At 61.8% G+C, this 25845-nt stretch carries 24 protein-coding genes and 3 tRNA genes; 13 read left to right on the plus strand and 14 right to left on the minus strand.

Annotated elements, in window-relative coordinates:
* Window positions 1-256: 256 nt before the first annotated feature.
* On the plus strand, window positions 257-1246 hold the full coding sequence (locus tag KUF55_RS02035; RefSeq protein WP_218817851.1) for a hypothetical protein: 990 nt from the start codon (window positions 257-259) through the stop codon (window positions 1244-1246).
* A 169-nt stretch (window positions 1247-1415) separates the two neighbouring features.
* Here KUF55_RS02035 and KUF55_RS02040 read toward each other — a convergent pair.
* A tRNA-Ser gene (locus KUF55_RS02040) sits at window positions 1416-1504 on the minus strand.
* Window positions 1505-1641: 137 nt separating this feature from the next.
* Between KUF55_RS02040 and KUF55_RS02045 the strand changes: the two genes are divergently transcribed.
* The gene (locus tag KUF55_RS02045) at window positions 1642-2034 is read left to right on the plus strand and encodes a hypothetical protein (RefSeq protein ID WP_218817852.1); all 393 of its coding nucleotides are present in this window, start codon (window positions 1642-1644) and stop codon (window positions 2032-2034) included.
* Window positions 2035-2071: 37 nt separating this feature from the next.
* Here KUF55_RS02045 and KUF55_RS02050 read toward each other — a convergent pair whose 3' ends face one another.
* The gene (locus KUF55_RS02050; protein ID WP_218817853.1) at window positions 2072-4273 is read right to left on the minus strand and encodes a prolyl oligopeptidase family protein; all 2202 of its coding nucleotides are present in this window, start codon (window positions 4271-4273) and stop codon (window positions 2072-2074) included.
* Between the two features lie 83 nt (window positions 4274-4356).
* Here KUF55_RS02050 and KUF55_RS02055 point away from each other — a divergent pair, with 83 nt between their 5' ends.
* Complete coding sequence (locus KUF55_RS02055; protein WP_218817854.1) at window positions 4357-6369, plus strand: FAD/NAD(P)-binding protein; 2013 nt, start codon at window positions 4357-4359, stop codon at window positions 6367-6369.
* Between the two features lie 91 nt (window positions 6370-6460).
* On the opposite strand, the gene KUF55_RS02060 is transcribed toward KUF55_RS02055, so the two are convergent.
* Window positions 6461-7234, minus strand: a complete 774-nt coding sequence (locus KUF55_RS02060; RefSeq protein WP_218817855.1) for a VOC family protein — start codon at window positions 7232-7234, stop codon at window positions 6461-6463.
* 165 nt (window positions 7235-7399) lie between these two features.
* Window positions 7400-7487 (minus strand) — tRNA-Ser (locus KUF55_RS02065).
* 200 nt (window positions 7488-7687) lie between these two features.
* On the opposite strand from KUF55_RS02065, the gene KUF55_RS02070 reads away from it, so the two are divergent.
* The 6 genes from KUF55_RS02070 to KUF55_RS02095 all read left to right on the plus strand — a co-directional run bounded on the left by KUF55_RS02070 (window position 7688) and on the right by KUF55_RS02095 (window position 13681).
* Window positions 7688-8665 carry an NAD(P)H-quinone oxidoreductase gene (locus KUF55_RS02070; RefSeq protein WP_132365220.1) on the plus strand — a complete coding sequence of 326 codons (978 nt, stop codon included), beginning with the start codon at window positions 7688-7690 and terminating at the stop codon, window positions 8663-8665.
* A gap of 121 nt (window positions 8666-8786) precedes the next feature.
* A complete protein-coding gene (locus KUF55_RS02075; protein WP_132365197.1) occupies window positions 8787-11033 on the plus strand; it encodes a carbon starvation CstA family protein in 2247 nt (748 codons plus the stop codon).
* 2 nt (window positions 11034-11035) lie between these two features.
* Window positions 11036-11245, plus strand: coding sequence for a YbdD/YjiX family protein (locus KUF55_RS02080; protein ID WP_218817856.1), 210 nt, complete (start codon window positions 11036-11038; stop codon window positions 11243-11245).
* Window positions 11246-11450: 205 nt separating this feature from the next.
* Complete coding sequence (locus tag KUF55_RS02085) at window positions 11451-12164, plus strand: proteasome activator (protein WP_218817857.1); 714 nt, start codon at window positions 11451-11453, stop codon at window positions 12162-12164.
* 91 nt (window positions 12165-12255) lie between these two features.
* Window positions 12256-12708 carry a hypothetical protein gene (locus KUF55_RS02090; RefSeq protein ID WP_218817858.1) on the plus strand — a complete coding sequence of 151 codons (453 nt, stop codon included), beginning with the start codon at window positions 12256-12258 and terminating at the stop codon, window positions 12706-12708.
* Between the two features lie 118 nt (window positions 12709-12826).
* Entirely contained in the window at window positions 12827-13681 is an 855-nt protein-coding gene (locus KUF55_RS02095; RefSeq protein ID WP_370630943.1) for an aldo/keto reductase, read from the plus strand.
* A gap of 88 nt (window positions 13682-13769) precedes the next feature.
* Here the strand turns inward: KUF55_RS02095 and KUF55_RS02100 are convergent, their stop codons facing one another.
* From KUF55_RS02100 to tmk, 6 genes are all read right to left on the minus strand, one after another.
* Complete coding sequence (locus KUF55_RS02100; protein WP_132365192.1) at window positions 13770-14339, minus strand: GNAT family N-acetyltransferase; 570 nt, start codon at window positions 14337-14339, stop codon at window positions 13770-13772.
* Window positions 14340-14348: 9 nt separating this feature from the next.
* Window positions 14349-14852: a MepB family protein gene (locus KUF55_RS02105; protein ID WP_218817859.1), complete on the minus strand. Its 504-nt coding sequence runs from the start codon at window positions 14850-14852 to the stop codon at window positions 14349-14351.
* Between the two features lie 102 nt (window positions 14853-14954).
* Window positions 14955-15027: transfer RNA gene (locus KUF55_RS02110), tRNA-Thr, on the minus strand.
* An 81-nt stretch (window positions 15028-15108) separates the two neighbouring features.
* Window positions 15109-16638, minus strand: coding sequence for an alpha/beta hydrolase (locus KUF55_RS02115; RefSeq protein WP_218817860.1), 1530 nt, complete (start codon window positions 16636-16638; stop codon window positions 15109-15111).
* 45 nt (window positions 16639-16683) lie between these two features.
* A complete protein-coding gene (locus KUF55_RS02120; protein ID WP_132365189.1) occupies window positions 16684-17832 on the minus strand; it encodes a DNA polymerase III subunit delta' in 1149 nt (382 codons plus the stop codon).
* Window positions 17833-17834: 2 nt separating this feature from the next.
* Window positions 17835-18509, minus strand: a complete 675-nt coding sequence (gene tmk / locus KUF55_RS02125; RefSeq protein WP_255557239.1) for a dTMP kinase — start codon at window positions 18507-18509, stop codon at window positions 17835-17837.
* Between the two features lie 116 nt (window positions 18510-18625).
* Here tmk and KUF55_RS02130 point away from each other — a divergent pair, with 116 nt between their 5' ends.
* Complete coding sequence (locus KUF55_RS02130; protein ID WP_218817861.1) at window positions 18626-19771, plus strand: PLP-dependent aspartate aminotransferase family protein; 1146 nt, start codon at window positions 18626-18628, stop codon at window positions 19769-19771.
* 9 nt (window positions 19772-19780) lie between these two features.
* Window positions 19781-20086, plus strand: coding sequence for a DUF2516 family protein (locus tag KUF55_RS02135; protein ID WP_132365186.1), 306 nt, complete (start codon window positions 19781-19783; stop codon window positions 20084-20086).
* Window positions 20087-20302: 216 nt separating this feature from the next.
* On the opposite strand, the gene KUF55_RS02140 is transcribed toward KUF55_RS02135, so the two are convergent.
* From KUF55_RS02140 to KUF55_RS02150, 3 genes are all read right to left on the minus strand, one after another.
* Window positions 20303-21976 (minus strand): DUF5671 domain-containing protein, encoded by a 1674-nt coding sequence (locus KUF55_RS02140; protein WP_218817862.1) that lies wholly within the window; start codon window positions 21974-21976, stop codon window positions 20303-20305.
* A complete protein-coding gene (locus KUF55_RS02145; protein WP_218817863.1) occupies window positions 21973-22407 on the minus strand; it encodes a hypothetical protein in 435 nt (144 codons plus the stop codon). The genes KUF55_RS02140 and KUF55_RS02145 overlap by 4 nt, the downstream gene beginning before the upstream one ends.
* 99 nt (window positions 22408-22506) lie before the next feature.
* Complete coding sequence (locus tag KUF55_RS02150; RefSeq protein WP_132365183.1) at window positions 22507-23364, minus strand: class I SAM-dependent methyltransferase; 858 nt, start codon at window positions 23362-23364, stop codon at window positions 22507-22509.
* Window positions 23365-23450: 86 nt separating this feature from the next.
* On the opposite strand from KUF55_RS02150, the gene KUF55_RS02155 reads away from it, so the two are divergent.
* Together KUF55_RS02155 and KUF55_RS02160 are read left to right on the plus strand one after the other, a co-directional pair.
* Window positions 23451-24194: a phosphoglyceromutase gene (locus KUF55_RS02155; RefSeq protein WP_218817864.1), complete on the plus strand. Its 744-nt coding sequence runs from the start codon at window positions 23451-23453 to the stop codon at window positions 24192-24194.
* 355 nt (window positions 24195-24549) lie between these two features.
* Window positions 24550-24852, plus strand: a complete 303-nt coding sequence (locus tag KUF55_RS02160) for a DUF4193 domain-containing protein (protein WP_132365181.1) — start codon at window positions 24550-24552, stop codon at window positions 24850-24852.
* Between the two features lie 204 nt (window positions 24853-25056).
* Here KUF55_RS02160 and phoU read toward each other — a convergent pair whose 3' ends face one another.
* Window positions 25057-25716, minus strand: a complete 660-nt coding sequence (gene phoU, locus KUF55_RS02165) for a phosphate signaling complex protein PhoU (RefSeq protein WP_132365180.1) — start codon at window positions 25714-25716, stop codon at window positions 25057-25059.
* Between the last annotated feature and the right edge of the window lie 129 nt (window positions 25717-25845).

Genomic DNA, 25845 nt, shown 5'->3' on the forward strand with positions numbered 1-25845 from the left:
CCAACTCGCAGCAGAATCCACAAAGAAGTGGCGAAAATTTCGAAAAGTGGGCCGTGTTGTAACCCGAAAATGGGTGGCGACACGGCCCTTCCGCTCCGACGACTCACTGTGCCCCTCCTGCCCGTTGACCTAGATGATGTCGGAGATACTTGCACGGTAAATACCAAGGGCCGCTGAACCCCGGTATGCCTTGATCCAAGTAACGCATCGGTCCGAAAGTTCCGCACTAGCTCCCGTGTGGCCGTAGGCTAGATACATGGAAATACTGCTTTGGGTCCTCGTCCCGCTGCTCATTCTCGGACTAGCGTGGCTGGGACTGAAGAAGCTGCGTGTCAAAAACTCTGCCGAGGTTTCGGCCGCGATCACCCAAGAATCCGCCGAGCTTGCCAATACGCGACTGACGGCCGATGCGCATCGCGCCGTATACAAGTCCCTAGCCCAGGGTGACTTCATGGCCGCGGTGCAAAACTACAAGGCCATGACCGGTGAAGGCTACAAGGCCAGCATTATTGCCGTGCGAAGCTTGGAACGCTTCCCGCAGGTTCGCAAGGCGCCAAACACCGGACCGACCATCGCTCAACAGCTTGCCGCCGAACGCGAGGCTGATCAGGCTGTGGAGCCGGAGGCGGCAAAGCCGCAAGCACCAAGTACTGTTGCCGGGATCCCCCTGCCGATCGGCGATTCTGCCCCAGCTGAAGAGGTGCTTTCCCAGCCCCTAGCGAATACCTCGGAAGACGCGGGGAAGTCCGAGGATCCCTGGATGGTCCCGAGCGAATGGGCCGACGAATTTGGCTCTAGCGCCGAACGCAGCTCAACGCAGTTCAAGGTTTCCTATCTGGTTGACGGGCAAGAGCAGGAATTCGCGAGTGAAGACCTTCCTCCGGCCGAATATGACCAGTTTCTTTCGTTGGTTCGCGATGAGGATCTGCATGGTGCCGCGTCACTCATCGCCAAGCACTCGGGCCTGGCCGAAGAGGAAATTTTTCGGATGCTTGTTGCTTCGCCGCTAGGTGGCGGGCAGGCACCAACCGCCAATATCGCCGATTTCAGCTTTGAGGGCCAGGGCCCCGATGGTGCCGTGAAATTTAGCATCAACGATCTGGGGGAGCCGGAACGCTCGGAGCTACTTGACCATTTGCGTCTGGGGGAGCTTGATGAAGCCACCAGCATCGTTGCCCGGCATACCGGCCTGCCCGATGAAATGGTGCGCACCCTGCTCAATGCCTTTGGTGACGGAGAGAAGTAGACTCCGGCGGAACAACGCCGAACAACGTAGCTAAGTGACCGTGTGTTCTTGACCCGTTAGGGGCAGGGACATGCGGTCCTTTTCGTTCACTCCGTGGCTGCTCGATAATCGAAGCGAGTGAACTGGATATTAAAACGAAAAAACCCCTACCGAAGTAGGGGTCTTTCAGCGGACACGGGGAGATTTGAACTCCCGGTCGAGTTTAACCCCGACACTTCATTAGCAGTGAAGCCCATTCGGCCGCTCTGGCACGTGTCCATTCTGCTGTTTCCAGCTCCCCTAGACTACCCAAAGCTGGCGCGCCACACAAAACGACGTATCCATGGTGAAGAGAAACCCCGGAAGTACGCGGATTATTACGGCCTGCTACCCCTCTCAGAGGTAGCATTCGGGACATGAGAACCGCCAGCAGCCTGGTCACCAGCGCCGATATTGACGACAACGCGACTCCGCAAGAGCAAATTTCTGTCAGCGCACGGCTTGAACTGGTGCTGACAGACGGAGAACGAATCGTGCTGCTGGATGATCGCGGCTGGGGAACGAACGGAAGCTGGGAGAGCACCACTCACGAAGAGCTGCGGGAATCCGCTTTGAGCGTGGTGGGACCGGATGAACCATGGGGCAATGAAACCAATGAGCAAGCCGTCAACGGCTACTGGGCATACCTCAGTGAGATCTTGAAGAATCAAGGAATCTCCATCAACGCGGAAGAACTCCAGCGATTACCCAATGTTGTAGAGCTGAGCCCGCGGTTACTGGCGCGCACCGGCGGTACCTCCCCGGGCTAGATTGGAGGTTCGCCGGTGCCTAGCAGCAGATGCAGGATTAGGAGCTGATGTGCCGCCAGAGGAACTCGTAGCTGGTGGCCAACATGGTGGCGGACGCCTTGTTGTCACTGGCCCCGGCATGACCGCCGTCGAGGGACTCGTGGTAACGGACGTCCGTCGCGCCCTTGCTCATCATCTTTGCAGCCATCTTGCGAGCCTGGACCGGACCAACCCGGTCATCGCTCGTGGCACTCCAAATCAATGAGGCCGGGTAATCGACACCTTCGGGGAGAGCGTCATCCAGGCGGTGATAGGGCGAAAACGTCTTCACAAATTCCCAATCCTCTGGCACCTCCGGATCACCATATTCCGCGATCCACGAATGCCCCGCGGCCAGACGGGTATAGCGGCGCATGTCCAAGAGTGGGACACCGCAGGAGATCGCGCCGAAGAGCTCGGGATAACCGGTGATCATGTTGCCCATCAGCAGGCCGCCGTTCGAGCGCCCGGTGGCTGCCAGGTGCTCGCGTCTGGTGACGCCTCGGGAGATGAGGTCTCGGGCAATAGCAGCGAAGTCTTCATAGGCGCGGTGCCGGTTCTCGCGCAATGCTGCGCGGTGCCAGCGTGGACCGTACTCACCACCACCACGAATGTTGGCCACCACATAACTACCGCGTCGCCCCGTTTCGGTGCGCCGCACCAGCCAGCCGGGACCCAGAGCACCAAGGTAGCCCGGGGTGAGACTGGTCTGGAATCCGCCATAGCCATTCATGAGCACCGGGTTCTTGCCATCGAGCGGTAAATCTCGTGGGGAGATTTGGAAGTAGGGGACGCGGGTTCCGTCGTCGGAAACGGCAAAATGTTGCGAGACTTCAAAGTCAGCGGCGTCGAACCGTGAGGGCGCGTTCTTGATGACTCGTGGTGCGTCATCGTTGTCGCTGACCTTTCCGCGGGCCAGTGTCGTCGGGGTCAGGAAACCGGTGAGCGTCAGCCAGAAGTCATCCCCGCCCGTCGCGTCCTCATCGTCGATGGCCGAAGCGCTGAAGCTATGTAAGGGGGAGCCAATATCTAGGGGGCGTATGGAGAAATCGTTCGCCGGATCGCAGATGTAGATGTGCGAGGCGACGTCCTGTAAAACGTTGAGCAGGATGTAGTTAGCAGTGAAATCGATGGATTGTAGTGATGTGGATTCGCTCGGAACAAAGATCTCTCGCAGGGTGGCAGTGCCCGCCATGAACTCTTCAAGGTCCGCCAATAGCAGTGTGCCGGGAATGTGGATGGTTCCCTCATGGGTCCATTGGGTCTGCGGTGAGAAAAGCACCCAGTCGCGGTGCAGTGAGACTCCAACGTCGGTGGGCACCTCGATGGGTACCCACGCGTCGTGACGGCGGAGGAAAGTTTTGGAGTTGTAGAAGTCGATGACGTCATGTGCGACATCGCGTTCGAAGCCCGGAGTTGAATCGTGGGAAACGAAGGCCAAGACGTGGGAGGGGTCAATGGCGAAGATCTCTGGAGACCGCGCAAGATCCTGGCCGCGGGATAGTCTGCGGACGGTGCGTGCATACGACGAAAGTGTCAGCGATCCTTCACCCACGTCCGTGGCGACCAGCAAGGTGTCCGCGTCTGCCCAAGAGACCTTGGTTTTGGCCACCGGCAAGTCAAAGCCGCCCGGGACGAAGGATAAGGTGGGCAGGTCAAACTCTCGCACACGGACCTGGTCTCCGCCATCGGGAGACAGCTTAATCAATGCGCGCTCATAGGGCTGGTTGGCCGCGGGGCGAAGCATCTGCGCCCCAGAAAAGACCCACTCGATTTTCTCTGCCGCGGCCAGGGCATCGATATCCAGCAGAATTTCCCACACAGGGTCATTTTCAAGGTAGGACTCCCAGCCGGTGCGCCGCCACAGGCCCTTGGGATGCTGGGAATCTCGCCAGAAGTTGTAATAATGCTCTCCGCGCTTGGTCACCATGGGGATCCTGTCGGTGGCGTCCAGCACCTCAAGAATTCCGGACCGGATGACCTCAAAATCGTTGTCAAAAAGTTCGGCCTCGGTGCGATTATTCTGTCCCACCACCCAATCCATGGCCCGCTGCGAATCCAGCTCCTCTAGCCAGAGGAAGGGATCCTCGGACGTGTTCTCGCCTTGGGCATTGGTGACCTGGGCACCGGATGCCGAGGTGGGGGAGGAGGCGTTGATGACTGTTGTTGTGCTCCGGCCGGGGCTGTTCGCATCGGATTCACGAGGATTAGATGAACTCATGGGCACAGTCTCTCATGGCATACATGGAGTATTTCGGACCTTAGCGCACGGCGATCAGCTGCCGTGCAGACTAGGCTGATTCCGTGAGTGAGAAGCAGAATTCTGGACGCGAACCGTATGTCATAGCAGTTGTCGGAGCAGGACCCCGGGGAACCTCCACTTTGGAGCGTCTGGAGTCCGAACTGCGGCGTACCCAAAATTACTCACGCAAGATCACCGTGGTGGTCTTTGACGTTCATGATCCGGGGGCCGGACACGTCTGGTCCACTGCGCAGTCACGACACTTCCTAATGAACACCCCGGCCGGGTTCCCGACAGTGGCCCCGGAACGCACTCACGCCGAAGACCCGGGACTGAGCTTCGACCAGTGGCGCGCTCTCGGTGGTGACGGAGCTGCGCTGAGCAGCGTTGAAGCCGAGGAACTGGCAGCGATGGGAAGAGGCTCCTACCCACCCCGGGCCCTCTACGGCCGCTACCTGCGCCATGTCTTCGAGGCAGCGGTGTCGGCACTACGCAGCCACGAAGCGGTGGTGGAAGTGCGTATCGAACGCGCCGAGGTGACAGCCTTGCACCGCGGCGACGCCGACTACCTGCTCTACGCCCACCCCGTTGCGGCGGCTCGTCCGCACCCGAAGCAGTCGGGGGAAAAATTCTCACTACACGCCCACGCCGTGGTTTTGGCCGTTGGGCACGTTCCTGCACACCTGAACCCGGCGCAAAAGGCCATGGCTCTCGCCGCGTCCGAAGCCGGATTAACCTACCAGGGCCCCAACGTGCCTGGCGATGTTGCGTGGGAGAAGATCCCGGCCGGGGAAACCGTCTTGGTGCGCGGATTGGGGCTGAATTTCTTTGATGCCATGGCCGCGCTGACGGTGGGGCGCGGTGGTCAGTTCAATCAGGTTAATGGCGGGCCGGGCCGGGCGTTGGAGTATTGGCCCTCGGGCCGCGAACCACGCATCGTCGCCGCATCGCGCCGCGGAACCCCGTACCGGGCCAAGTCCTGCATCGAGGACTTCATTCCAGCATCGATTACCCTGCGCTATCTGGATGCGGAGCTGATCATCCAGAAGATCGCCGAGGCCCGGGTGCTGAACCCCGGAGCCGCGGCGGGCTTTGACGCCCACGTGTGGCCGTTGCTGCATCGTGATGTGTTGTTGGCCTATTACCGTTTTGCCGCACTGCGTCATCCCTCACGGTTCAACGTCGAGCCGGAACAATTCGTTAAATTCCTCACCGAGGTTCTCGACGCCGAACATCAGGCCGGGTCGCAGGTCTGGCTCCAGAGTGCTCGGCATCTCGTTGAGAAATATGCTCCGGAGATGGGTTTCCTCGACGTTCCGCGGCTAGGGCGTCCCTTTGACCAAAACGGGTTTTCCTCGACGGGGGACTACCAGGAAGCCGTCAAGGAGTACCTCGAATACGATGCCATTTCCTCGCACGAGGGTGAAAAAAACCCGCTGAAGATGGCCATCGCCACGCTGAACGCCGGGCGCATGGTCGTCAAGGACATGATTGCCGAGGGGCTCATCTCCGATGAATCGCGATTAGGCGAGGTACAGGGCTGGTTTGAACCGTTGGTTGAAGGCCTCGCCTCGGGTCCTCCGGTGCAGCGCATCGAAGAACTCGCGGCGTTGGCCAGGGCCAACATTGTGGAATTTATTGGCCCGGACCCGGAATTCGCGATCGATGCTCCCACCGGGATGTTTACGGTATCTTCACCGTGGGTAGACGCCCCAGCCTGCACCGGACGCACCCTAGTTGAAGCCATGATGCCGGCTAACCGTGTGCTGCAGACGGCCTCGCCGCTCTTGCGACAACTGATCGATGACGGCTTGGCCGCAGCATTCACCATGCACAACGACCAGGGCGAACCGATCCCCGGACAGGGGCTGGACGTAAAGGGCGAGCCATACCGGATGGTTGATGGACGCGGGGTGCCACACCGTGCAATCTTCGTGCTCGGCCTGCAGCTCTCCTCGGTCCAATGGGGCACCGCAATCGCAGCGCAGGCAGGCGCTGCTCTCGACGGAGCGGCCAGAACACTGGGCGACGCCCAGAACGCCGCACGGGAACTGCTGCGCCTCAGCCAGGTCTAGGAGCTGAATTGCCCGCGCCCAAACCACAACACGGTGCGGGTGCGGGCAATACTGCCCGCACCCGCACCGTGGCCGGGAAAAACTAGCTTTGCTACACGCCGACCAGCTTCAGGGCTGCTCCGCAGCAGTCGGTGATGGCGGCAACCCGACCGAACTCCGAGTCCTGTGGGCCCTCGGTTACGGTGCCGCCGTTGGCCACAGCCAGCGCGCAGGCTGCATCCACATCATCCACGCCCCAGTAGGTCACCCAGAACCCGGGTACATCGGCCGGTAGGAACCCCGAAGCGTCCATCAGCCCGGCGCGCGCATCCTCGCCCTGCCCATACGTTGAGTATAAGAATTCCGGGGCATCGGACATCACATGAATGTCCCACCCAAAGGCCTTTGAATAGAACTCCACCGCCGCGGGGTAAGCCTTGGAATACAATTCATGCCACGCGGGTGCCCCATGCTCGGAATCGACGCCGAACCCCTGGTGCTCTTGAGGCTGCCATACGCCGAAGGCGGCTCCGCCAGCATCTTGGAAGATACCCATGTGGCCGTAGGGCGCCACATGCATCGGCGGCATCAGCGTCTGGCCGCCGGCGCCCTGAACGCTGGCCTGAGTGGCGGTGATGTCCTCGCTCTTGAGGTACAGCGACCAGATGTTGGGAATACCACCGAACTCTGGCTGGTAGGGCGAAAGCCCCGCGGCCAGGCGCCCCTGCCGCGTGGCACTGAGGTATCCGCCGTATTCCTCGGAGGTCGGTTCCTCGAATTCCCAGCCGAAGAGTGCGGCGTAGAACTTCTTGCTTGCTTCGATGTCGGTGGTCATGATGTCGGTCCATACCGGGTTTCCGGCGGGAGTGCTGATGCGCTGAGACATTGTTGAACGCTTCCTATCCTGGAGCTGTACCGTGGCTCGGGAACCGGGACATTTGCCTGCCCTGATGAATGGAAGCTTACTTGGCGGCACTGTCCCTGAAGATGGCCGGAGCATGAATGCAAAGAGGCGGTTCCCGTGAATACGGGAACCGCCTCTTTCACTGAGCGGATGGTAAGAGATTTGAACTCTTGGTACGGGGTTACCGCACACTGGTTTTCAAGACCAGCTCCTTAGGCCGCTCGGACAACCATCCAGACCAAAAAAGTATACGCCAGAGTGAGAGTGCAAAAGGACACCGGGGTCCCTGAGCAGGAAATTAGTGCAACAATTTCTTGCCGGTAGAGTGGCCCCAACAAGGTTATACGCGTGTTCTTTGGGTCCCACGACAACGGTGGGGGAGCCGAAAGGCTCGCAAGAATGGCCAAAAACGGTGAGGAGAATCCCATGACAACAATGCGTGCCTTTGAGTATCAGGGTGCTGGTGGCCCCGAGGTGCTGGTAGAGGTAGATCGGCCCAAACCGGCGGCCGGCGCCGGTGAGGTATTGATCAAGGTGGCTGCATTTGGGCTGAACCGTGCCGACGTACAGCAGCGCCGTGGTGTCTACCCGCCTCCAGCCGGGGCAAGCGACATTCCCGGGCTTGAGGTTTCGGGAACTATCGAGGCGTTGGGGGAGGGCGCACTTGGCTTCACCGTGGGACAGAACGTCTGCGCCCTGTTAGCCGGTGGCGGTTACGCCCAATATGTGAGCGTCCCTGCCGGGCATGTCCTCGAGGTGCCCGAGAACACCGACGTGGTGGATGCTGCAGGGTTCATGGAGGTTGCGGGCACCGTGGTCTCCAACCTTTTCCTAGAGGCTAATCTTGCCCCGGGTGAGACGGTGCTCCTGCATGGCGGAGCCGGCGGCATCGGTTCCATGGCGATCCAGCTGGCCGTCGCCGCCGGCGCCAAGGTTCTGGTGACGGCGTCCAGCGCACAAAAAATTGAGCATTGTCTGGCGCTGGGTGCCACCGCGGGTATCAATTACCGCGAGGAAGACTTCGTTGAGCGTGTTGCCGAGCTGACTGGTGGCGCAGGCGTCGATGTGATTTTGGATGTGGTGGGAGCCAAATACCTCGGACAGAATCTGCGTGCCATGGCCGTTGGCGGACGACTGGTGGTGATCGGACTGCAGGGCGGGGCCACAGGAGAACTCAACCTCGGCGCACTGATGGCCAAGCGTGCCAGAGTCATTGGCACCACGCTGCGAGCGCGGCCACGGGAGCAGAAATCCGAAATTGTTGCCGCGGTGAAGTCTCATGCATTGCCGCTGCTCGCATCAGGAGCGCTGGAGCTGTCGATAGATCGACGTTTCCCCTTCACAGACACCCGTTCGGCGCATGAATACTTCGATTCGGGGATGCATACGGGAAAAATCGTCGTTAAGCACTGAAACTGTTTTTCCCACGGACTACGGTGTATCACAGGGGTAGGTGTCACGGAGCACACCATACGCGGCGCCTACTCAACGATCACTCGCATCTACCCACGCATTAGTCACGTGAGAGGAAAACATGAGTAAGTCTCAATCTTCGGCTCCCAAGCTTCCACCGGCAGCCGTTGACCCGCAAGTTGCGGAAGCCGAGGAACGAAAATGGACACCGGGCAAGATTGCGCTCTGGGCAGCGATCTCGCTGCTCGGTGCCGTCGCCTGGGCCATTCTGGCATTCTCCCGCGGGGAAACAATCAACGCCATCTGGTTCGTCTTCGCTGCGATCTGTACTTATTTGGTCGCCTACCGTTTTTACTCCAAGTTCATTGAACGCAAGATCGCCAAGCCCAACGATTTCCGGGCCACCCCGGCCGAATACAACAACAACGGCCGCGACTTCATGCCCACGGACCGTCGTGTGCTCTTCGGACACCACTTCGCCGCCATCGCCGGCGCTGGCCCGCTGGTTGGACCCATCCTTGCCGCTCAGATGGGATACCTCCCGGGAACCATCTGGATCATCATCGGTGTAGTTCTGGCCGGAGCAGTTCAGGACTACCTCGTTATGTTCTTCTCGATGCGTCGAGGCGGACGCTCGCTGGGACAGATGGCTCGTGAAGAGCTCGGTGTCATTGGTGGCACCGCGGCCCTGATTGCAACGCTGGCCATCATGGTTATCATCGTCGCCATCCTTGCCCTCGTGGTGGTTAATGCGCTGGGCGAATCCGCCTGGGGCGTCTACTCGGTTGGCCTGACCATCCCGATCGCCCTCTTCATGGGTGTTTACCTGCGCTTCATCCGCCCGGGAAAGGTCATGGAAATTTCCGTGATCGGCTTTGTACTGTTGATGTTCGCCATCGTCTCCGGTCGCTGGGTTGCCGAATCCGCATGGGGTGCCGAGTTCTTCCACCTGGACCGCACCACCCTGGCCTGGTTCATCATCATTTACGGCTTCATTGCCGCGGTACTCCCAGTTTGGCTGCTGCTGGCACCGCGTGATTACCTCTCCACCTTCATGAAGATCGGTGTCATTGGTCTGCTGGCCGCTGCCATCATCGTGGTCCGCCCGGAGATCAGTGTTCCGGCCATCTCCGAATTTGCCGGTTCCGACAAGGGGCCGGTGGTTGCGGGGCATCTGTTCCCCTTCCTCTTTGTCACCATTGCCTGTGGAGCGCTCTCCGGCTTCCACGCGCTGATTGCCTCCGGAACCACCCCAAAGATGGTGGAAAAAGAGAAGCAGACCCGCTTCCTGGGTTACGGCGGCATGCTGATGGAATCCTTCGTGGCCATCATGGCCCTGGTAGCAGCGATCTCCATTGATCGTGGTATCTACTTCGCGATGAACTCCTCGGCTGCCGCCACCGGCGGAACCGTGGAAGGCGCCGTGGCGTTTGTGAACTCGCTGGGCCTGACGGGTGTCAACCTGACCCCCAGCATGCTCACCGATCTAGCCGCCAGCGTGGGAGAAGAATCGGTGGTTTCGCGCACCGGCGGTGCCCCGACCCTCGCGGTGGGCATCGCCCACATCATGCAGCAGTGGTTTGGCGGAGCCGCTATGGCAAGCTTCTGGTACCACTTCGCCATCATGTTCGAGGCCCTGTTTATCCTCACCGCCGTGGATGCCGGAACCCGTGTGGCCCGCTTCATGCTGCAGGACACCATTGGCAACGTCTTCCCGAAGTTCAAGGACACCTCCTGGCGTCCAGGAGCCTGGATATGTACGGCCATCATGGTCGCTGCCTGGGGGTACATCCTGATTCTGGGGGTCACCGATCCACTCGGTGGCATCAATACCTTCTTCCCGCTCTTCGGCATCTCCAACCAGCTGCTGGCGGCCATCGCCCTGGCCGTGGTGATGACCATCGTGGCCAAGCGCGGAAACTTCAAGTACCTGTGGATCATTGTGCTGCCGCTGGCGTTCGCCACCGTGGTCACCGTGTACGCATCGTTCCTGAAGATCTTCTCCACCGTCCCGGCCGTGGGCTACTTCGCGCAGCACAATGCGCACAAGGGCGCGCTGGAACGCGGGGAAACCAGCTTCGGTTCCGCCAAGAACGTCGAGGCCATGGAGGCAGTGGTCCGCAATACCGGCGTTCAGGGTTGGCTCTCGGTGATCTTCCTGGTACTTTCGCTGATCGTGATCATCTCCGCCATCATCGCCACCATCCGGGCGTATCCCAACGGCGGTGGCAAGAACACCGAGGATCCGGAAATCCCCTCGAAGATCTACGCACCGAGTGGATTGGTCTCTTCTCCGGCGGAGAAGGAGTTGGAGCAGGCCTGGAAGAAAGTCCCGGCGGAGCACCAGATCGTCCGCGGAGGACACTGATCATGGCCGCTAGGCAACCACTGGCCGTGCTGGGAAACGCGGCACGTGGTGTGGTGCGTTATCTCGAGGGAGTGCTGGGTGCCGATAAGTACCGGGTGTACCTCGAACACCAGGGACGGGATCATCCGGGTATCACTCCCATGACGGAGCGCGAATTCTGGCGCGACTACTCCGACTGGCAGGAAAAAAATCCGCAGGGTCGGTGCTGCTAAGGCGCTGATGCGCTGCCGGTAGACACAGGGCCGGTGGCCGGTGGAACGTATCCACCGGCCACCGGCCCTGAGTCATCTGTGGGGGTGACGACTACGCCGTCATCAGCGGCGGAAGGTGGGTGACGGCCTTGCCGTTCGCGCCCGGCGTTTGACCAACATCGAAATCTTCGAGCCACGGTGAAGATCGGCGTGGCAAGATGGAGCCATGAGCGAGCACAGTGCACAGATCCCAGATCCGACCGCTGCAACGAACACTCCTGCATCTGGCGATACGCCATGGCCATTCCCGGTAGCCGCAGAGTCGGGCACCCCGAGCGGTGGTTCCGCCACGGGCTCAGCCCAGCAGGCAGCGGAGGCAGCCCCCGAGGCTGAAGCTCCGCATGCCTCTGGCAAGGGCAACGCGGGAGTGACGGGCATCGGGGAACCTGCCAAACTGATGCGCATCGGTGGAATGATCAAACAGCTACTTGACGAGGTGCGCGCCGCTCCACTGGACGCCGAAGCTCGGACCCGGATGGCGGACATTCATGAGCGCTCCGTTCATGAGCTGGAGACGGGGCTCACCCCTGAACTTGCCGACGAGCTGCACCGCATTCGTTTGCCCTTCGCCGATGGTCAGACGCCTTCGGAGGCCGAGCTGCGGGTGGCGCAGGCTCAATTGGTGGGATGGCTGGAGGGCGTGTTCCACGGACTACAGGCAGCCATGGCCGCCCAGCAACTGGCCAATCAGCAGTTGGCCCAGCGCATGGCGATGCGTCAGCTTCCCCCCGGGACGCAGGTAGCCCCGGGGATCGTCATCAATGAGCAGGGTGAACCCGAACGCATCACCCAGGGCGGTCCCGGCTCGCCGGTGCCACCCGAGCGCCAAGCAGCCAGCCCCGCCACCGAGGGCGATGGCGGCTTTGGGCAGTACCTCTAGACTGGAAAATGGCAATACTGTCAGCAACGTGTTCCTCGGTAGCTCATACGTGCCGGGGGACCTCATGGTTATAACAAAGGCAAACACGTAGATGGGATTATTCTCCGCCGCTCGCGAAGCACGCCGCGACACCAAGGAGCTCGGCGACGGGGTATGGCGACGCGCCTACGACAGGTTTGGCCGTTCCCTGGACCGGGTGCACCAGATCCTCGAGGGCATCGAGGACAATGATCTGCACAACGCCCTGATCATGATCGCCAATCACCTGGCGGATCTCCAAGCGCGGGTGCGTGTGGTGTGTGTGAGTGCCCAGAAGAAATCCCCCAGTACCGGGTCCGACATTCCCCACGAGCTGTATGCCGTGCACAGGCTGCTCTCCAAGGCAGCCAACGACTTGGCCACCACCGCCCAGGTCGCAGCCATGGCCCGCTTAGATGGGGAACGCTGGGGCTTTGCCTCCGCCGGATTAGAAAACGTCGCCATGCGTGCGGACCTGGTCGCCGACGGTATCAGTGCCGCCGAGATTGAATTGGCGAAACACTAGGGGAGGTTCCTGACACCCGAGGAGAGCGCCGCGACATGGGGACCGGGAGATATTCCGGGTTTCGCCGAACGCTGATCATTCTCAGCAGAGCCAATTCCCTTCAATGCATGGTGGCAGGATGGGGAACATGACGAACCTTGTATCCCCAGTGACCACTTTCCACGACGGCAACACCATTCCCCAGCTTGGCTACGGGGTCTGGAAGGTTGAAAATGACGTCGCCAACGATGTTGTCCAGCAGGCCTTTGCCGCTGGATACCGCCACATCGACACCGCGCGCATCTACGGCAACGAGGAAGGCGTCGGACGCGCCATTGCGGCCACCGATGTGGCCCGCGAAGACATGTTCATCACCACCAAGGTCTGGAACGCGGATCAGGGCTTCGAAGAAACGCTGGCAGCCTTTGACGCGTCAATGGAACGCCTGGGCCTTCAATACCTTGACCTCTACCTGATCCACTGGTTGCAGCCGAAGCAGGGTAAGTACATTGACACGTGGAAGGCTCTGATCGAGCTGCAGAAGTCGGGTCGAGTGAAGTCCATCGGCGTCTGCAACTTCACCATCGAAGCGCTCGCCGAGCTCGAAGAGGCCACCGGTGTCCTGCCGGTGATCAACCAGGTCGAAACCCACCCGTACTTCCCGCAGACGGCACTGCGCGAGTTCGAGGCATCCAAGAACATCGCTCACGAGTCGTGGTCCCCGCTGGGTCAGGGCAGCGAACTGCTGAGCGATCCCGTTTTGGTGACCATCGCCGAAAAGCACGATGCCAGTGTTGCGCAGGTAGTTATTGCCTGGCATTTGGCTCTGGGTAACGTGGTCATCCCGAAGTCGGTCACGCCTTCACGTATCGTGGAGAACTTCGCCGGTCAGAGCGTGACGCTCGATGCGCAGGACATCGCCGCGATCAACGCTCTGGATAAGGGTGCCGAGGGGCGCATCGCGGCCGATCCGGCCGTGAGTGACTTCGCCTAAAGAATCTATCTCGCGCCCCGCACGAGCGGGAGTCGAATGTATAAACGTGTGGGGATCCGGTGACGGGTCCCCACACGTTTTATGCGCATTAATCGAGGATCGGCCAGTTCTGGGCACTGCGATCATCGGTGAACAGTAGTCCGGCCGCCCAATCATCACGCAGTTCTCCACGTAAGGCAGCGCCCAGCCGTGCCGTTCCCTCGAAATGGAACCCCAACTTTTGCGCGACGCGGGCCGAACCGATATTTCCCGCGTAGGCATTCCAGCCCACGCGAGCCAGGCCCAGCCCCTGCGGAGCGGGCCCAAAAGCAAAATCGAGAACTTCACGACACGCCTCGGTGAGAAACCCGCGGCCGCGAAATGCCGGATCCATCCAGAAGCCCAAGTCCGCCGAGGAGTTGGCAACTCGGTAGAGCCCGACCACCCCGGCAAGCTGGGAGGATAAACGAATGGTCCAAGTGAATTCGGTGCCCGCCTCCCACGTCTTTTCCGTGTGGACGGTCGCGTATTCCAAGGCATCTTCAAACCGGTACGGCACCGGAATCGGCACCCAGTGTTGAATCTCCGGATCCTGACACGCGGAGCGAATGGCGTCCACATCGTCGCTGCAGGGCGGGACTAATTCCAAACGAGTTGTGTACAGGGACAGCTTCTCCATCCCAGAAGACTAACTCGACAAGACCGTGAAGCAATGTTGCTGCCACAACCAGGTGTTCTGCGCCGTGCGGTTCAGCGATGTGTCCCATGGCGTGTAGAGCCGGAATCCGCGTTTGCCTGCCGATGCATCACCGGCCAAGATTTTAGCTTTCAGAAGATCTGCGGCAGTGAACCTGAAGTAGCCGTAGCCGCCTGCGGTATGTGCCGCCACATAGAGCACATCGATGCCGTCGGTTGCGCGGTAGGGCCGGGTTTGCCCATCTGTGCCGCGGATCCACAGTGTCACAAAAAGTCCCGCTTTGGTGGGAGTCACCTTGGCTGCGCGGAACACCGCACGGTTTTGCTTGCCGGTTCCGTCGGTGAGCACAAAGGAACACCCGGAGTAGGCGACTGCCTGTGGATTGGGGTCAAGAACAACGTTGGACAGCTCGTATCCGGCCAAAAGGCCGGAGGCCGCCAGGAACCGTGTCAGTTCTGCGGGGTAGAGAGACGCGGAGAATGCTGGCTGCGGCACGTTGATTTCCTGAGGTTCTGCCCCATGATGGGGACCAGCTGACGGGGAGACGCGAAAGGGTCCGTCACCTTGGCGGTAACGGACCCTCACGTCGTTTCGACGAGCCTCCTGCCAGAATCGAACTGGCGACCTTTTCATTACGAGTGAAACGCTCTACCAACTGAGCTAAGGAGGCACCGCGGCGCATAAGCACCACAAGTGAACACTTTATAGGAGTGGGTCCTCAGCGGTCAAAACGAGGGGAAAAATGCGTTCCTCAGCAGGTTAATCCGTCGGTCGGAACCGTGCCGTCAAGGAAGTAGGATTCCACGGCGTCGCTCACGCAACCATTAGAACGCCCATAGGCGGTATGCCCGTGCCCCTGATAGGTCACCAGGGAGGCCGATTCCAGTGACTTGGCCAGTGACTGGCTCCAGGCATAGGGGGTGGCGGGGTCTCCGGTGGTGCCGATGACCACGATGGGTGCGGCGCCCTTGGCCGTCAGCTTGCCCGGTTTGCCGGTGGCCTTAAACTCCCAGTCTTGGCACCCGACCGCACCGAAAGCCAGATACTTACCGATGGTCGGTGCCGCCTTGGTCAACGTCGCGGCATCGGCGCGCATGGTGGCCACGTCGGCATTCATCGGGTAATCGAGGCAGTTGATGGCGGTGAAGGAGGCTGCTCCGTTGCCCGAATAAGTGCCATCGGAGGTGCGTCCGGCGGAAAGATCGGCGAAGTACTCGATGGTGTCCACATCTCCATCCATGACCGAGCTCAGGGCCTGGGTCAGGGTGGGCCAACTGGCGTTGTCGTAGAGCGGAATGATGAAGCCATTGACAAAGTCGATGATCGGAACGCTGCGTCCGTCACTGGCTACCATCGGGTTCGCTTCGACGGTATCCAAGAGTGCACGCAACTGGGTTAGGGCATCATCTAGGGAGCCGCTGAAGGGGCAGTCGCCGGAAGCGAGGCAATCTTGGAGGTAGGCGCGAATTTCGTTTTCGAATCCCACCGCCTGGCCCAGGGTGATCTCCTCGTTGGAGAGGGCCGGATCTAGGGCTCCGTCGAGCACCAACCGACCGACGTTTTTCGGGAACAACTCTGCATAGTGGGCGCCCAACGAGGTTCCGTAGGAAAAGCCCAGAAAATTCAACTTTTCATCCCCGAGCACCGCGCGCATCACGTCCATGTCGCGGGCCGCGGAAACGGTATCAACAAAGCCCAGAGCCGCGCCGGTGCGCTCCGCGCAGAGGGCAGCGTAGTCGGCGCTGGAGGCTCGCATGGCGGCCAGACCGGCGTCGGTGGAGGTATCAAATTGCACCTGGCGGCCGGCATCTTGCTCGGCGGCGTCCTCACACTTCACCGGGCTGGAGGAAGCTACCCCGCGCGGGTCAAAGCCCACGATGTCAAAGCCGTCTTGTAGCGAACGGCCAAACATCTGCGGCACGGAGTCGCGCACCAGATCCAGCCCGGAGGCGCCGGGGCCACCGGGATTCACCAACAAGGAACCCTGTATGGTGCCGCTGCCGGGGCGCTTGTTGAGCTTCAGGCTCAGCGTTTCCCCGGCCGGGTTGGCATAGTCCATCGGTACGCTCAGCTCGGCGCACTTCAGCGATCCGCCGCAGGAGCTCCATTCCAATCTCTGCGTGTAAAACTTTTCCAGTCCCTTGGGGGCATTGGCCGCGGTACCGGGCGCCGTAGCGGTGGACTCGCTCACGGGGGTCGCGGTCACCGAGCATCCGCTCAGCAACAGGGCCATCGCGGCTAGCAAGGACATCACACTCAGGTGGCGGCGGGGTGCTCTCATACGGCGGTGAAACTCCTTGGATGGTCCGAGTGGGTGGAAAAAGGCTTAGGCCGCGGGACGCAGCGAGACCATCATGGCCTCCATGGCCAACAACGGAGCCACATTGGCTCCGATACGCGCCCGGGCCTCGGCAATGGCATCGATCTTCGCGATCGTCGCCTCCGGGTGCGAGGCGTTGGCGTAGGCGTGCAGCGGATCTGAGAGATAGTCGTTGACCAGCTCGCTCCCGCTCTTGAGCTGCAGCAGCAACACATCGCGGAAGAACGTGGTCAGGTCGATCAGCGAACGATCCAACGCATCGTGGGTGGCGCGGCGGGCGCGACGCTTCGCATTTTCCTCGAGTGCCTTAAACGCGCTGCGCTGTTGGGGCGGCACCGGGGACTCGGCGTCCAGGCCGAGTGATGTGCGCAGGGCCGCCGATTCCGCCTCGGCGCGTTCTGCGGCGGACGCGGTGGCCTCGGCGGTGGAGAGTTCCACCAGTTCGGCCGCGGCCATCACCGCATCGGAGACCGAACGGATGCGCAGTGGTAGCCGCACCGTGGTGTCGCGGCGGCGGCGCGCCTCGGCATCGCGGGCCAGACGCCGTGCAATGCCAATGTGGGATTGGGAGATGCGTGCGGCAAATTCGGCTTGTTCCGCCGAAAGCCCGTCGCGGCGCACCAGCAGCGCGGCCACCGATTCGCGGGTGGGCACGGCCAGGGACACCGAACGGCAGCGCGAGCGAATGGTCACCAAGACGTCGGCGGGGGATGGCGCACACAGGATCCACACGGTGTGAGGAGGCGGCTCCTCAATGGATTTGAGCAGCACGTTGGTGGTGCGCTCGGTCATCCGGTCGGCATCCTCCACGATGATCACTCGCCAGGGCGCGGTGGAAGGCCGGTCCTGCGCCTTGGTGATCAGCTCCCGGACGTCATCAATCTGGTAATTGACCTTCTCCGTGGCGATCAACGCTACATCCGGATGGGTTCCGGCCAGGACCGTCACACAGGCCTTGCAGACACCGCAGCCACGTTTTTCCGGGTCGGTGAGTTGGCATTGCAGCGCGGCGGCAAAGGCCCGCGCGGCGTTGGAGCGCCCGGAGCCCGGCGGACCGGTGAACAACCAAGCGTGTGCCGGGGCCCCCTCGGCCACAGCTCGGCGTAGCGCGGTGATGGCCTTTTCCTGACCGGGCAGGTCCTCCCAGACATCCACGGTTAGGACCTTGGCCCGTTTAATAGATTCGACACGGTGCCAATGATCGCTTCGGCCAGCTCCGTGATGCCGGTGGTGGCATCAAGGACCAAATAGCGCGCCGGTTCCCGGGTAGCAAAGTGTACAAAGGCGTCGCGGATCAGTAGGTGGAAGGAATCCGGTTCGGATTCCAGACGATCTTCGCTCACCGCTTGTCCGTCCGCGTCAACGATGCGTCGCGAACGTCCGGCGGCGGGGGAAACATCCAGGAGCACCGTCAGATCCGGCAGCAGCCCGCCGGTGGCAAATTCGTTGATGGCTCGCACGGCATCCTCGCCGAGTTCCCGGCCGATGCCTTGATACGCCAGGGATGAATCGATGAATCTGTCGCAGATTACCATGGTGCCGGCGGCCAGGGCGGGGCGGATGACCTGTTCGACGTGAGCGGCACGGGCCGCCGCGTACATCAGTGCCTCGGTGCGCGCATCAACGGTGCCCTGGCCATGGTCAAGAACCAGCGAACGCAATTTCTCCCCGATGGGGGTGCCACCTGGTTCCCGGGTGTGCAGCACCGTATGGCCGCGATCGCGCAGCGTCTGGGCAAGCAGTGCCGCCTGCGTCGATTTGCCGGCGCCGTCACCACCTTCAAAGACAATGAAGCGGCCGGTGTGCTGAAGGTTCTGCTGCGCGTCATTCACACCTACCAGCCTATCTTCCCCGTGGCTCGCATCGAGACAGGCAAGCGCCGGTGATCCGCTCGAAACCCACGTCATCAGAGTGGGAGCAGCGGGGGTGGGAAGGTAATCTAAAAATCATGACCCGTCCTGATTTCGCGCCGCTGGCCCCGGACACCGTTGTGGTGTCCGCCGGACGCCCGCCGCATGCCGTTGACCAGCCCGTGAACCCGCCCATCGTGCTTTCCTCCACGTTCTATTCGCTGGGTGTGCCCGGCGCGGGAGAAAAGGTGTACGGGCGATTCACGAATCCCACCTGGGATCCGCTGGAAGAAATGATTGCCACGCTCGAGGACTGTGATCTGCCGGCCCTGGCTTATGCCTCCGGGATGGCGGCCGTGGCGGCGGGCCTGTCGCTGCTGGCACCCGGGAACACCATCGTGATCCCCTCTCACGCTTACAACGGGTCACTGGCCCTGGTCGCCGAACTTGAAGCCACGCTGGGCTTAACCGTTCGCCGGGTGGATCTTGCCGATACCAATGCGGTGCTCGCAGCCCTGGTGGGAGCCGATATGGCCTGGCTGGAGTCACCCACCAACCCGATGCTTGAGGTCGCCGATTTGCCGGTATTGCTGAAAGCGGCCAAGGACGCGGGAGTCCTCACGGTGGTGGATAACACCTTCTCCACGCCGCTGCGCCAACGCCCACTGCAGCAAGGTGCGGACGTGGTGGTGCATTCGGCTACCAAGTACATGGGTGGACACTCGGATGTGGTCCTCGGTGCCGTGGTGACGCGCAACCCGGAACTACACGCCCGTCTGCACTCCATGCGGACCCTGCACGGTGCGATCCCCGGGCCCTTTGAGGCCTGGCTGACGTTGCGTGGCATCCGCACCATGGCCCTGCGTCTGGATAAGGCCGAGGCGAACGCCGGGGAACTGGCGCGGCGTCTGGCCGAACACCCCGCCATTTCACTGGTGCGTTACCCGGGCCTGCCGCAGGACCCGGGGTACGCCCGGGCCGCGGAACAGCTGGAGGGTTTTGGTGCGATCATCGGTATCGAGATCGCCGCCGGCCCCGAGGCTGCCGATCGGATGCTTGCCGCACTGCAGCTGTGGACCCCCGCCACGTCGCTGGGTGGGGTCGAATCTCTGGCCGAGAGGCGTCGGCGTCATCCGGGGGAACCGGGCACCGTGCCCGAAAATTTGGTGCGGCTGAGCGTCGGCATCGAAAATGTGGAGGACTTGTATGCCGATCTTCACGCGGCGCTGAGCGAATCCCGCTAGGCTAGAACCATGATTTATGCCCACTTGTTTGACCGTTACCTCATGCTTGCGCTCGGTGTAGTTGCCGTGGTGCTGGCCGTTATGGCGCTGGCTGACGCGGTCCGGCGTCCGGCAGCCAACTTCCAGCGCGAAAACAAGCGCACCAAGCAGTTCTGGATGGGCATGAGCGCCGCGGCCACCTTGGTCTGCCTGCTCTCGTTGTTCTCGGGAGGCGGCGGCGGAATGTTCCAGCTCATTGGTGCCTGCATTGCCTGCGTGTATCTGGCGGACGTGAAGCCGGCGGTTTCCGGCAAGGGCGGCTACTACCCGTACTAGAGCTGCCGCGGGGCAAACCACCCGCGCAATAGCTTCACAGGGGTGTGATGCGGCGGATTGCCGCGGCATCACACCCCTTTTTGTGCCTTTTTCCGCTGCAGTAAATGGCCGCCACGGCCACCTGCCCACGCCGTTGATCGGCGTCGACAGCGGCGAATCGAAATGGGGACACCCGGCAGGTGTGGCGCTCACGGAGCGCTACGCTACCCCGATTTTTTACCCGGAACCGATCATCGGCGAGTCATCGGCCAGCGCGGTGGCCTCCAGCCGGTCTCCCGGACCCACCAGCAGCAGGATCCGCCGCGCACCGTGGCCGCGCAGGCTCTGGAGGACCTGCTCCACGGAGAGCGTCGCACCGGCCGGCTCATGGCGCAGCAGCACCATGACATGGGCGCCGGTGTGCGCCCGGATCACCGCGGCGAGATCCGGGGCATCGGCACCGGCCACCAGCACCACCTCGGAGAGACCGAGGTGGGGTCTGCTCCCCGGGACGCCCGGCGCTTCGGCGTGCTCGGTGAGCTCACGGGCATGGCGCCACAGCACAAAGTGGTAGCCGGCCACCAGAGCCGTGGCGAGTAGCAAGCCCACCGGCGCCCTGACGCGCTCAAGCAGTCCCGAGGTACTCGCATCCCCCAAGATGAACTCAAAGAGCCGGAAGCCGATCACCAGCAGCGTCACCAGGGATACCACCGCGCTGATTCCAAAGACCAGAACTAGATAGATGCGCCGACCTTGCTGGTCAAAGGACCGGGCCGGACGCCACGAGAACCACCACAACGGACCGCCCACGGCCAACGAACTGAGCCCAGCCAAGAGCAGCTGCAACGAATCGGTGCCGCCCAAATGGGTGGTGACCGTGGACAGCCCCGCGTTCACCACCACGCCTAGACCGGAAGCCCACGCGATCAGGGTGATCCCGGAAATGGCGAGTCCGGCGGCCGTGGGAAGAGGTGCCGGGCGGTTACTCACGATCCTTGCGTGGTAGAGCCAGGAGAGCAGCCCCAGCAAAGCCGCAGCCAGCGCCTCGGGGGCAGGATCCAACAAGATGGGCAGCGGATCGCTGCGATCCAGCCCCAACCGCAGCAGCACAAAAAGCACCATCCCCACACCGCCCAGGGCCAAGATGCTCGAGACCCCCACTCCCAGGGACACCACCGCTACCCCGGCCAGAGCCGTGTGCAGGGTGCTGGCCCCAGAGCGGAACCAATGCCACCACCAGATCACCGCTCCGCCAACGGCCCACACCAAAAGTCCTAGGGCGCCGCGCCACCAGGGGCTCCCAACCACGGCCAGCTCCTCGTGCACCCCCAGCGCTCGGTCAAAGAGCAGCCCCAAGGCGTTGCTGGCGGCCCCAAGCCCAAGAACCAACCCGAACGCCCAACCGAGGAGCGTGGGCACCGTGGCCAAGGCCACCGGCCCGCGCGTGCTGTGGGCCAGCATCCACCGATGCCACCACCACACCGCTGCCCAGCCCAGCCCCTGCCCCAGCGACGTCTTGACGTTTCCGGTGTCCCCACCGATCCAGTGAGCCAATCCACTGAGGATGAAACTGGAGGCGGTGATCAGCGAGGTGATGTACATGGCGGAGAAATAAATCCCCCAGGCCGTGGAGCGCCGTTCCGCCGGAGAGCGCAGCAGTCGCCAGCTGGCCCAGAAGGCTATGGCGCCCAGCGGGCCGCCCACCAAGGTGAGAGCCAGTGCAAGCGCCAGCGAGGAAGAGTCCGCGGCAACCAGCACATCGCCGGCGGTAAACGCCCAGCCCAAGAGCGAGCCAACGCCGGAGGCGGTGAGGGAGAGAAGAGCAAAGAGCAAGATGAACAAGATGATGCGGCGCAGTGTGCCTAAGGCTGGAGCCACCGGACGGCTGCCCGTTTGATGGTCGGCGCTCATGGTTTGAGTCCCTCATCTGCACAGACCAACAGGGGCCACGGCGCACTGGAGATGCGCCAGGCACCAGCAACCAGGTCTAACTCGAAGGATTCCTCGTTAGCGTATTCGGGGCTGCCGAAGGGTCCCGAGACGTTGCTGTAGGAAATGGAAACTACCACGTCGGCGGTGGCTTCGTGCTGGGTGGTGCGCACCAGAGCAACCCTGATATTTCGCTCGGGGGCCACCGATTCGTACCCATCGCAGCGTTTGTCGTCTACATCGGTGAGAAATTCGCGCGCGGTGTCCTCGTCGCCGCTCACCACGGCGGTGACATACCCCTGAACCACGCCGGCAGGACTGTGCGCATCAAGCGGTTTCGACGCACCACGGGTCAAGACAACAACCAGCGATACCAGCACCAACAATACGATCACGCACAGCAGGATCAGCACTTGCTTTCCGCTCCGTGCAGCACCAGGGACCATGGCTCAATTATCTATCTACCAGAGCACTTCTGTACCTCTGGTCGGCACGGCTATATCCGCTGCCGACTAGTTCTCCTCGATGCGGGCCAGGGCTCCGCTGCGCGGTGCCACGGCGTCCCACAAAACCGTCATTTCGCCCAAGCGCCAGCGTGCTGCCGAATCGCAGATGGGCCATCCGGCTTCACGAAGCGCGCGGCACATGGCCACAAAGCGTTGACTGTTTCCGAAGGTGGCCAGTGGGGAAGCGGTTAACCAGGCGGCATCGGCGGCACCAAGAAATTCATGAATGCGTTCCCCGGTGATGTTGCGGTGAATCAGTGCCTTGGGCAGTCGCTCGGCCACATCGGAGGGTAGCTCGAAGGCGCCAAAACGCAGTGAGATACTCAGGGTTTGGGGGCCGTCCTTGGTCACCGCTACCCAACTGCTGCGCCGGCCGATCTCATCGCAGGTGCCCTCGATCAGCACACCGGTGGTGGTGAGGCGCGAGGCCATGGTGTCCCAGATGCCCGGCACATCCGCCTCGTCATACTGCCGCAGCACATTAAAGGCGCGGATCACGCTCACCTGAGCAGCAACGGGGATTTCGAAGCCGCCGAGCATAAAGTCCAGACCCTCGAGTTCAAGAGCCGCACCGCGGGCCACCCGTTCGGGTTCAATCTCGATGCCAACAACACGTGCAGACGGCGACACGGCGCGAATGCGCTCGAAGAATTCAACAGCGGTTCTCGGGGATGCCCCATAGCCAAGATCCACGGCGATGGGCGGGGCGCCGGTGACCGCGGGGCGCAGGCGCCAGCCCTGGGGTCCGGTTAACCAACGGTCAACGCGGCGCATGCGATTGGGGTTCGTGGTTCCGCGGGTGGTATTACCCAGAGGGCGACCGGTCCGGGACCGTCCGCCAAGCCGAGTCGCTTTCTGAACCATTGCTTCAAGCCTAAAGTGTCGCGCACCGCGCCGGGAACACGTCACGGAATAAAGTAAGGCACTTCACGCGTCCTAGAATGGGAACTATGACTTACACCCTGATCCTGCTGCGCCACGGGCAAAGCGAGTGGAACGAAAAGAACCTGTTCACCGGTTGGTACGACGTATCGCTCACCGAGAAAGGCCGTGCCGAAGCTACCCGCGGAGGCCAGCTGCTCACCGAGGCAGGACTGGTCCCGGCCGTCCTGCACACCTCGCTGCTCAAGCGCGCCATCATCACCGCCAACCTGGCCCTCGAAGCGGCTGACTTGTCCTGGATCCCGGTCAAGCGCAACTGGCGCCTGAACGAGCGTCACTATGGTGCGCTGCAGGGCAAGGACAAGGCGGCAACCCTGGCCGAATACGGCGAGGAGCAGTTTATGGAATGGCGTCGTAGCTACGACACCCCGCCGCCGCCGCTGAATGATGACTCGGAGTTCAGCCAGATCAACGATCCGCGGTATGCGGATCTCGGTGATGCTGCCCCGCGCACCGAATGCCTCAAGGATGTTCTGGATCGTATGCTCCCGTACTGGGAAAATGAGATCAAGGCCGACCTAGTCGCCAGCAAGACGGTACTGGTCACCGCGCACGGCAACTCGCTGCGCGCACTGGTTAAGCACCTCGATGGCATCAGCGACGAGGACATCGCGTCGCTGAACATCCCCACCGGCATCCCGCTGGTCTACGAATTGAATGAGGACTTCACCCCGGTCACCCGCGGCGGACAGTACCTTGATGCCGACGCAGCCGCCGACGCCATCAAGGCCGTAGCCAACCAGGGCCGCTAAGCCACCGGCTCTTACCTCGCCCCGAGATCACCATCCCAGGGGCAGCTAGCGGGGCCCTGCGCCGGCACTCCACTATTTTGTGGCGGTGCTGGGGCAGGGCCCCTTTTGCGTTAAGCACGCCGTGGTCCGGGCACTGCCCGCGGACTAACTCAGCAGGGCTTTGGGCTCCTTCGAGGAGACGCGCGCACTGTGCCGTGGGCCATGAAGAAAGCGTGAAGAAGTGGGGCCAAAAGGTATGCCTTGTCACAATCTGTGCGCGAGAGGCGTAAAAACAGCCCCTGGCACTTGCACACTCGGGTTCATGCTGTACTGTGTCGTCTCGACGTACCCCTGAATCACGTAAGGATTGCATTTCGTGGCAACTGATTATGACGAGGTCCGGCCCGACGTAGCCGAGGCCCGTAAAGCCTCCCTGGAAGCGGTAAAGTCCGCCAACGCCCCCGACGCACGTAGCGTGTCCCGGGACCTAGACGAGGAAGATACCTCGGATGGTGTTGAACTGGCCGGTGCCGACCTGTCGAACGAGGAACTGACGGTTACCGTCATTCCGCAGAAGGAAGACGAGTTCCTTTGCGGATCCTGCTTCCTGATCCGCCACCGCACGCTGCTGGCGCGCGAGTCCAATGGCGTGGCCTACTGCCGCGACTGCGAGGGGTAAGGAGCCGACTCGGCTTCCTGCGCCACGAACACCGCCGCTGCACCGTAATTCCCCGCTGGCCCTTGGGTCACCGGTGAGATACGTGTGGCGGTTTGGCGTTTAAATGGCACCTCGGTGCGTTTGGCGGAGCCGAAGAACGCTATTAACAAGGAAGCGAGCCCGCCGAATGGCGGGCTCGCTTCCTTAGTACTGGACTTTAATGGTTTAGAAGAGCGAGATATCCGGATCCCACTCGCCGGTCACCAGGTAGGAAACCTTGCGAGCAACAGACACCCCGTGATCGCCGAAGCGCTCTAGGTAGCGGCTGGTCAGGGTGACATCGGCGGTCATCGGTCCGGAGTAGGTCCACTCGGGTGCCGCCACGATGCGGAAGATCGAGGCATGCAGCTCATCAATCTTGGTATTCAGCTCGATGATCTCGCGTGCCAGCGACAGATCGCGGGTGTCCAGCAGCTGACCGACCTTGCCGACGATCTGAATGTCGAGCTCTGCCATGGCCTTGAAGGTGGGGGCGATGGATTCGGGAACAACCTGCTGCGGGAAGCGCAGGCGAGCCAGCTGGGCGACGTGGCGAGCCAAATCTCCCATGCGTTCCAGCGAGGCACTCATGCGCAACGAACCGACGATCATCCGCAGGTCCGAGGCCACCGGGCCCTGGAGCGCCAAGACGTCGATGGCGCGCTCGTCCAGCTGGTTCTGCAGGAAATCAATTTTCGCGTCCTCGGCGATAACTTCCTGCGCCAGCTCGATATCCGCATTCGCAAACGACTCGTAGGCGCGATCCATCGCCGAAGCCACCAAACGTGACATCTCGATGAGTTCTTCTCCGATTTGCTGCAGATCGGCCTGGAAAACCTTACGCACGCGGGCGTCCTTTCACTACGGTGGAGCACCGCGTCCGGCACGGACCACGGAACTGTTCATGTCCATTGTTACAGCACCGGGTGAACCGATCACTCCAACGAAGTGAACGTTTCGTGAACGCGTCGTATA

Source organism: Paeniglutamicibacter sp. Y32M11 (assembly GCF_019285735.1).
Classification (GTDB): Bacteria; Actinomycetota; Actinomycetes; order Actinomycetales; family Micrococcaceae; genus Paeniglutamicibacter.

Coding starts and splice junctions, on each gene's coding strand:
- KUF55_RS02035 (WP_218817851.1), top strand. CDS start 257: ATGGAAATACTGCTTTGGGTCCTCGTCCCGCTGCTCATTCTCGGACTA.
- KUF55_RS02045 (WP_218817852.1), top strand. CDS start 1,642: ATGAGAACCGCCAGCAGCCTGGTCACCAGCGCCGATATTGACGACAAC.
- KUF55_RS02050 (WP_218817853.1), bottom strand. CDS start 4,273: ATGAGTTCATCTAATCCTCGTGAATCCGATGCGAACAGCCCCGGCCGG.
- KUF55_RS02060 (WP_218817855.1), bottom strand. CDS start 7,234: ATGTCTCAGCGCATCAGCACTCCCGCCGGAAACCCGGTATGGACCGAC.
- KUF55_RS02070 (WP_132365220.1), top strand. CDS start 7,688: ATGCGTGCCTTTGAGTATCAGGGTGCTGGTGGCCCCGAGGTGCTGGTA.
- KUF55_RS02075 (WP_132365197.1), top strand. CDS start 8,787: ATGAGTAAGTCTCAATCTTCGGCTCCCAAGCTTCCACCGGCAGCCGTT.
- KUF55_RS02080 (WP_218817856.1), top strand. CDS start 11,036: ATGGCCGCTAGGCAACCACTGGCCGTGCTGGGAAACGCGGCACGTGGT.
- KUF55_RS02085 (WP_218817857.1), top strand. CDS start 11,451: ATGAGCGAGCACAGTGCACAGATCCCAGATCCGACCGCTGCAACGAAC.
- KUF55_RS02090 (WP_218817858.1), top strand. CDS start 12,256: ATGGGATTATTCTCCGCCGCTCGCGAAGCACGCCGCGACACCAAGGAG.
- KUF55_RS02095 (WP_370630943.1), top strand. CDS start 12,827: ATGGGGAACATGACGAACCTTGTATCCCCAGTGACCACTTTCCACGAC.
- KUF55_RS02100 (WP_132365192.1), bottom strand. CDS start 14,339: ATGGAGAAGCTGTCCCTGTACACAACTCGTTTGGAATTAGTCCCGCCC.
- KUF55_RS02115 (WP_218817860.1), bottom strand. CDS start 16,638: ATGAGAGCACCCCGCCGCCACCTGAGTGTGATGTCCTTGCTAGCCGCG.
- KUF55_RS02130 (WP_218817861.1), top strand. CDS start 18,626: ATGACCCGTCCTGATTTCGCGCCGCTGGCCCCGGACACCGTTGTGGTG.
- KUF55_RS02135 (WP_132365186.1), top strand. CDS start 19,781: ATGATTTATGCCCACTTGTTTGACCGTTACCTCATGCTTGCGCTCGGT.
- KUF55_RS02140 (WP_218817862.1), bottom strand. CDS start 21,976: ATGAGCGCCGACCATCAAACGGGCAGCCGTCCGGTGGCTCCAGCCTTA.
- KUF55_RS02150 (WP_132365183.1), bottom strand. CDS start 23,364: ATGGTTCAGAAAGCGACTCGGCTTGGCGGACGGTCCCGGACCGGTCGC.
- KUF55_RS02155 (WP_218817864.1), top strand. CDS start 23,451: ATGACTTACACCCTGATCCTGCTGCGCCACGGGCAAAGCGAGTGGAAC.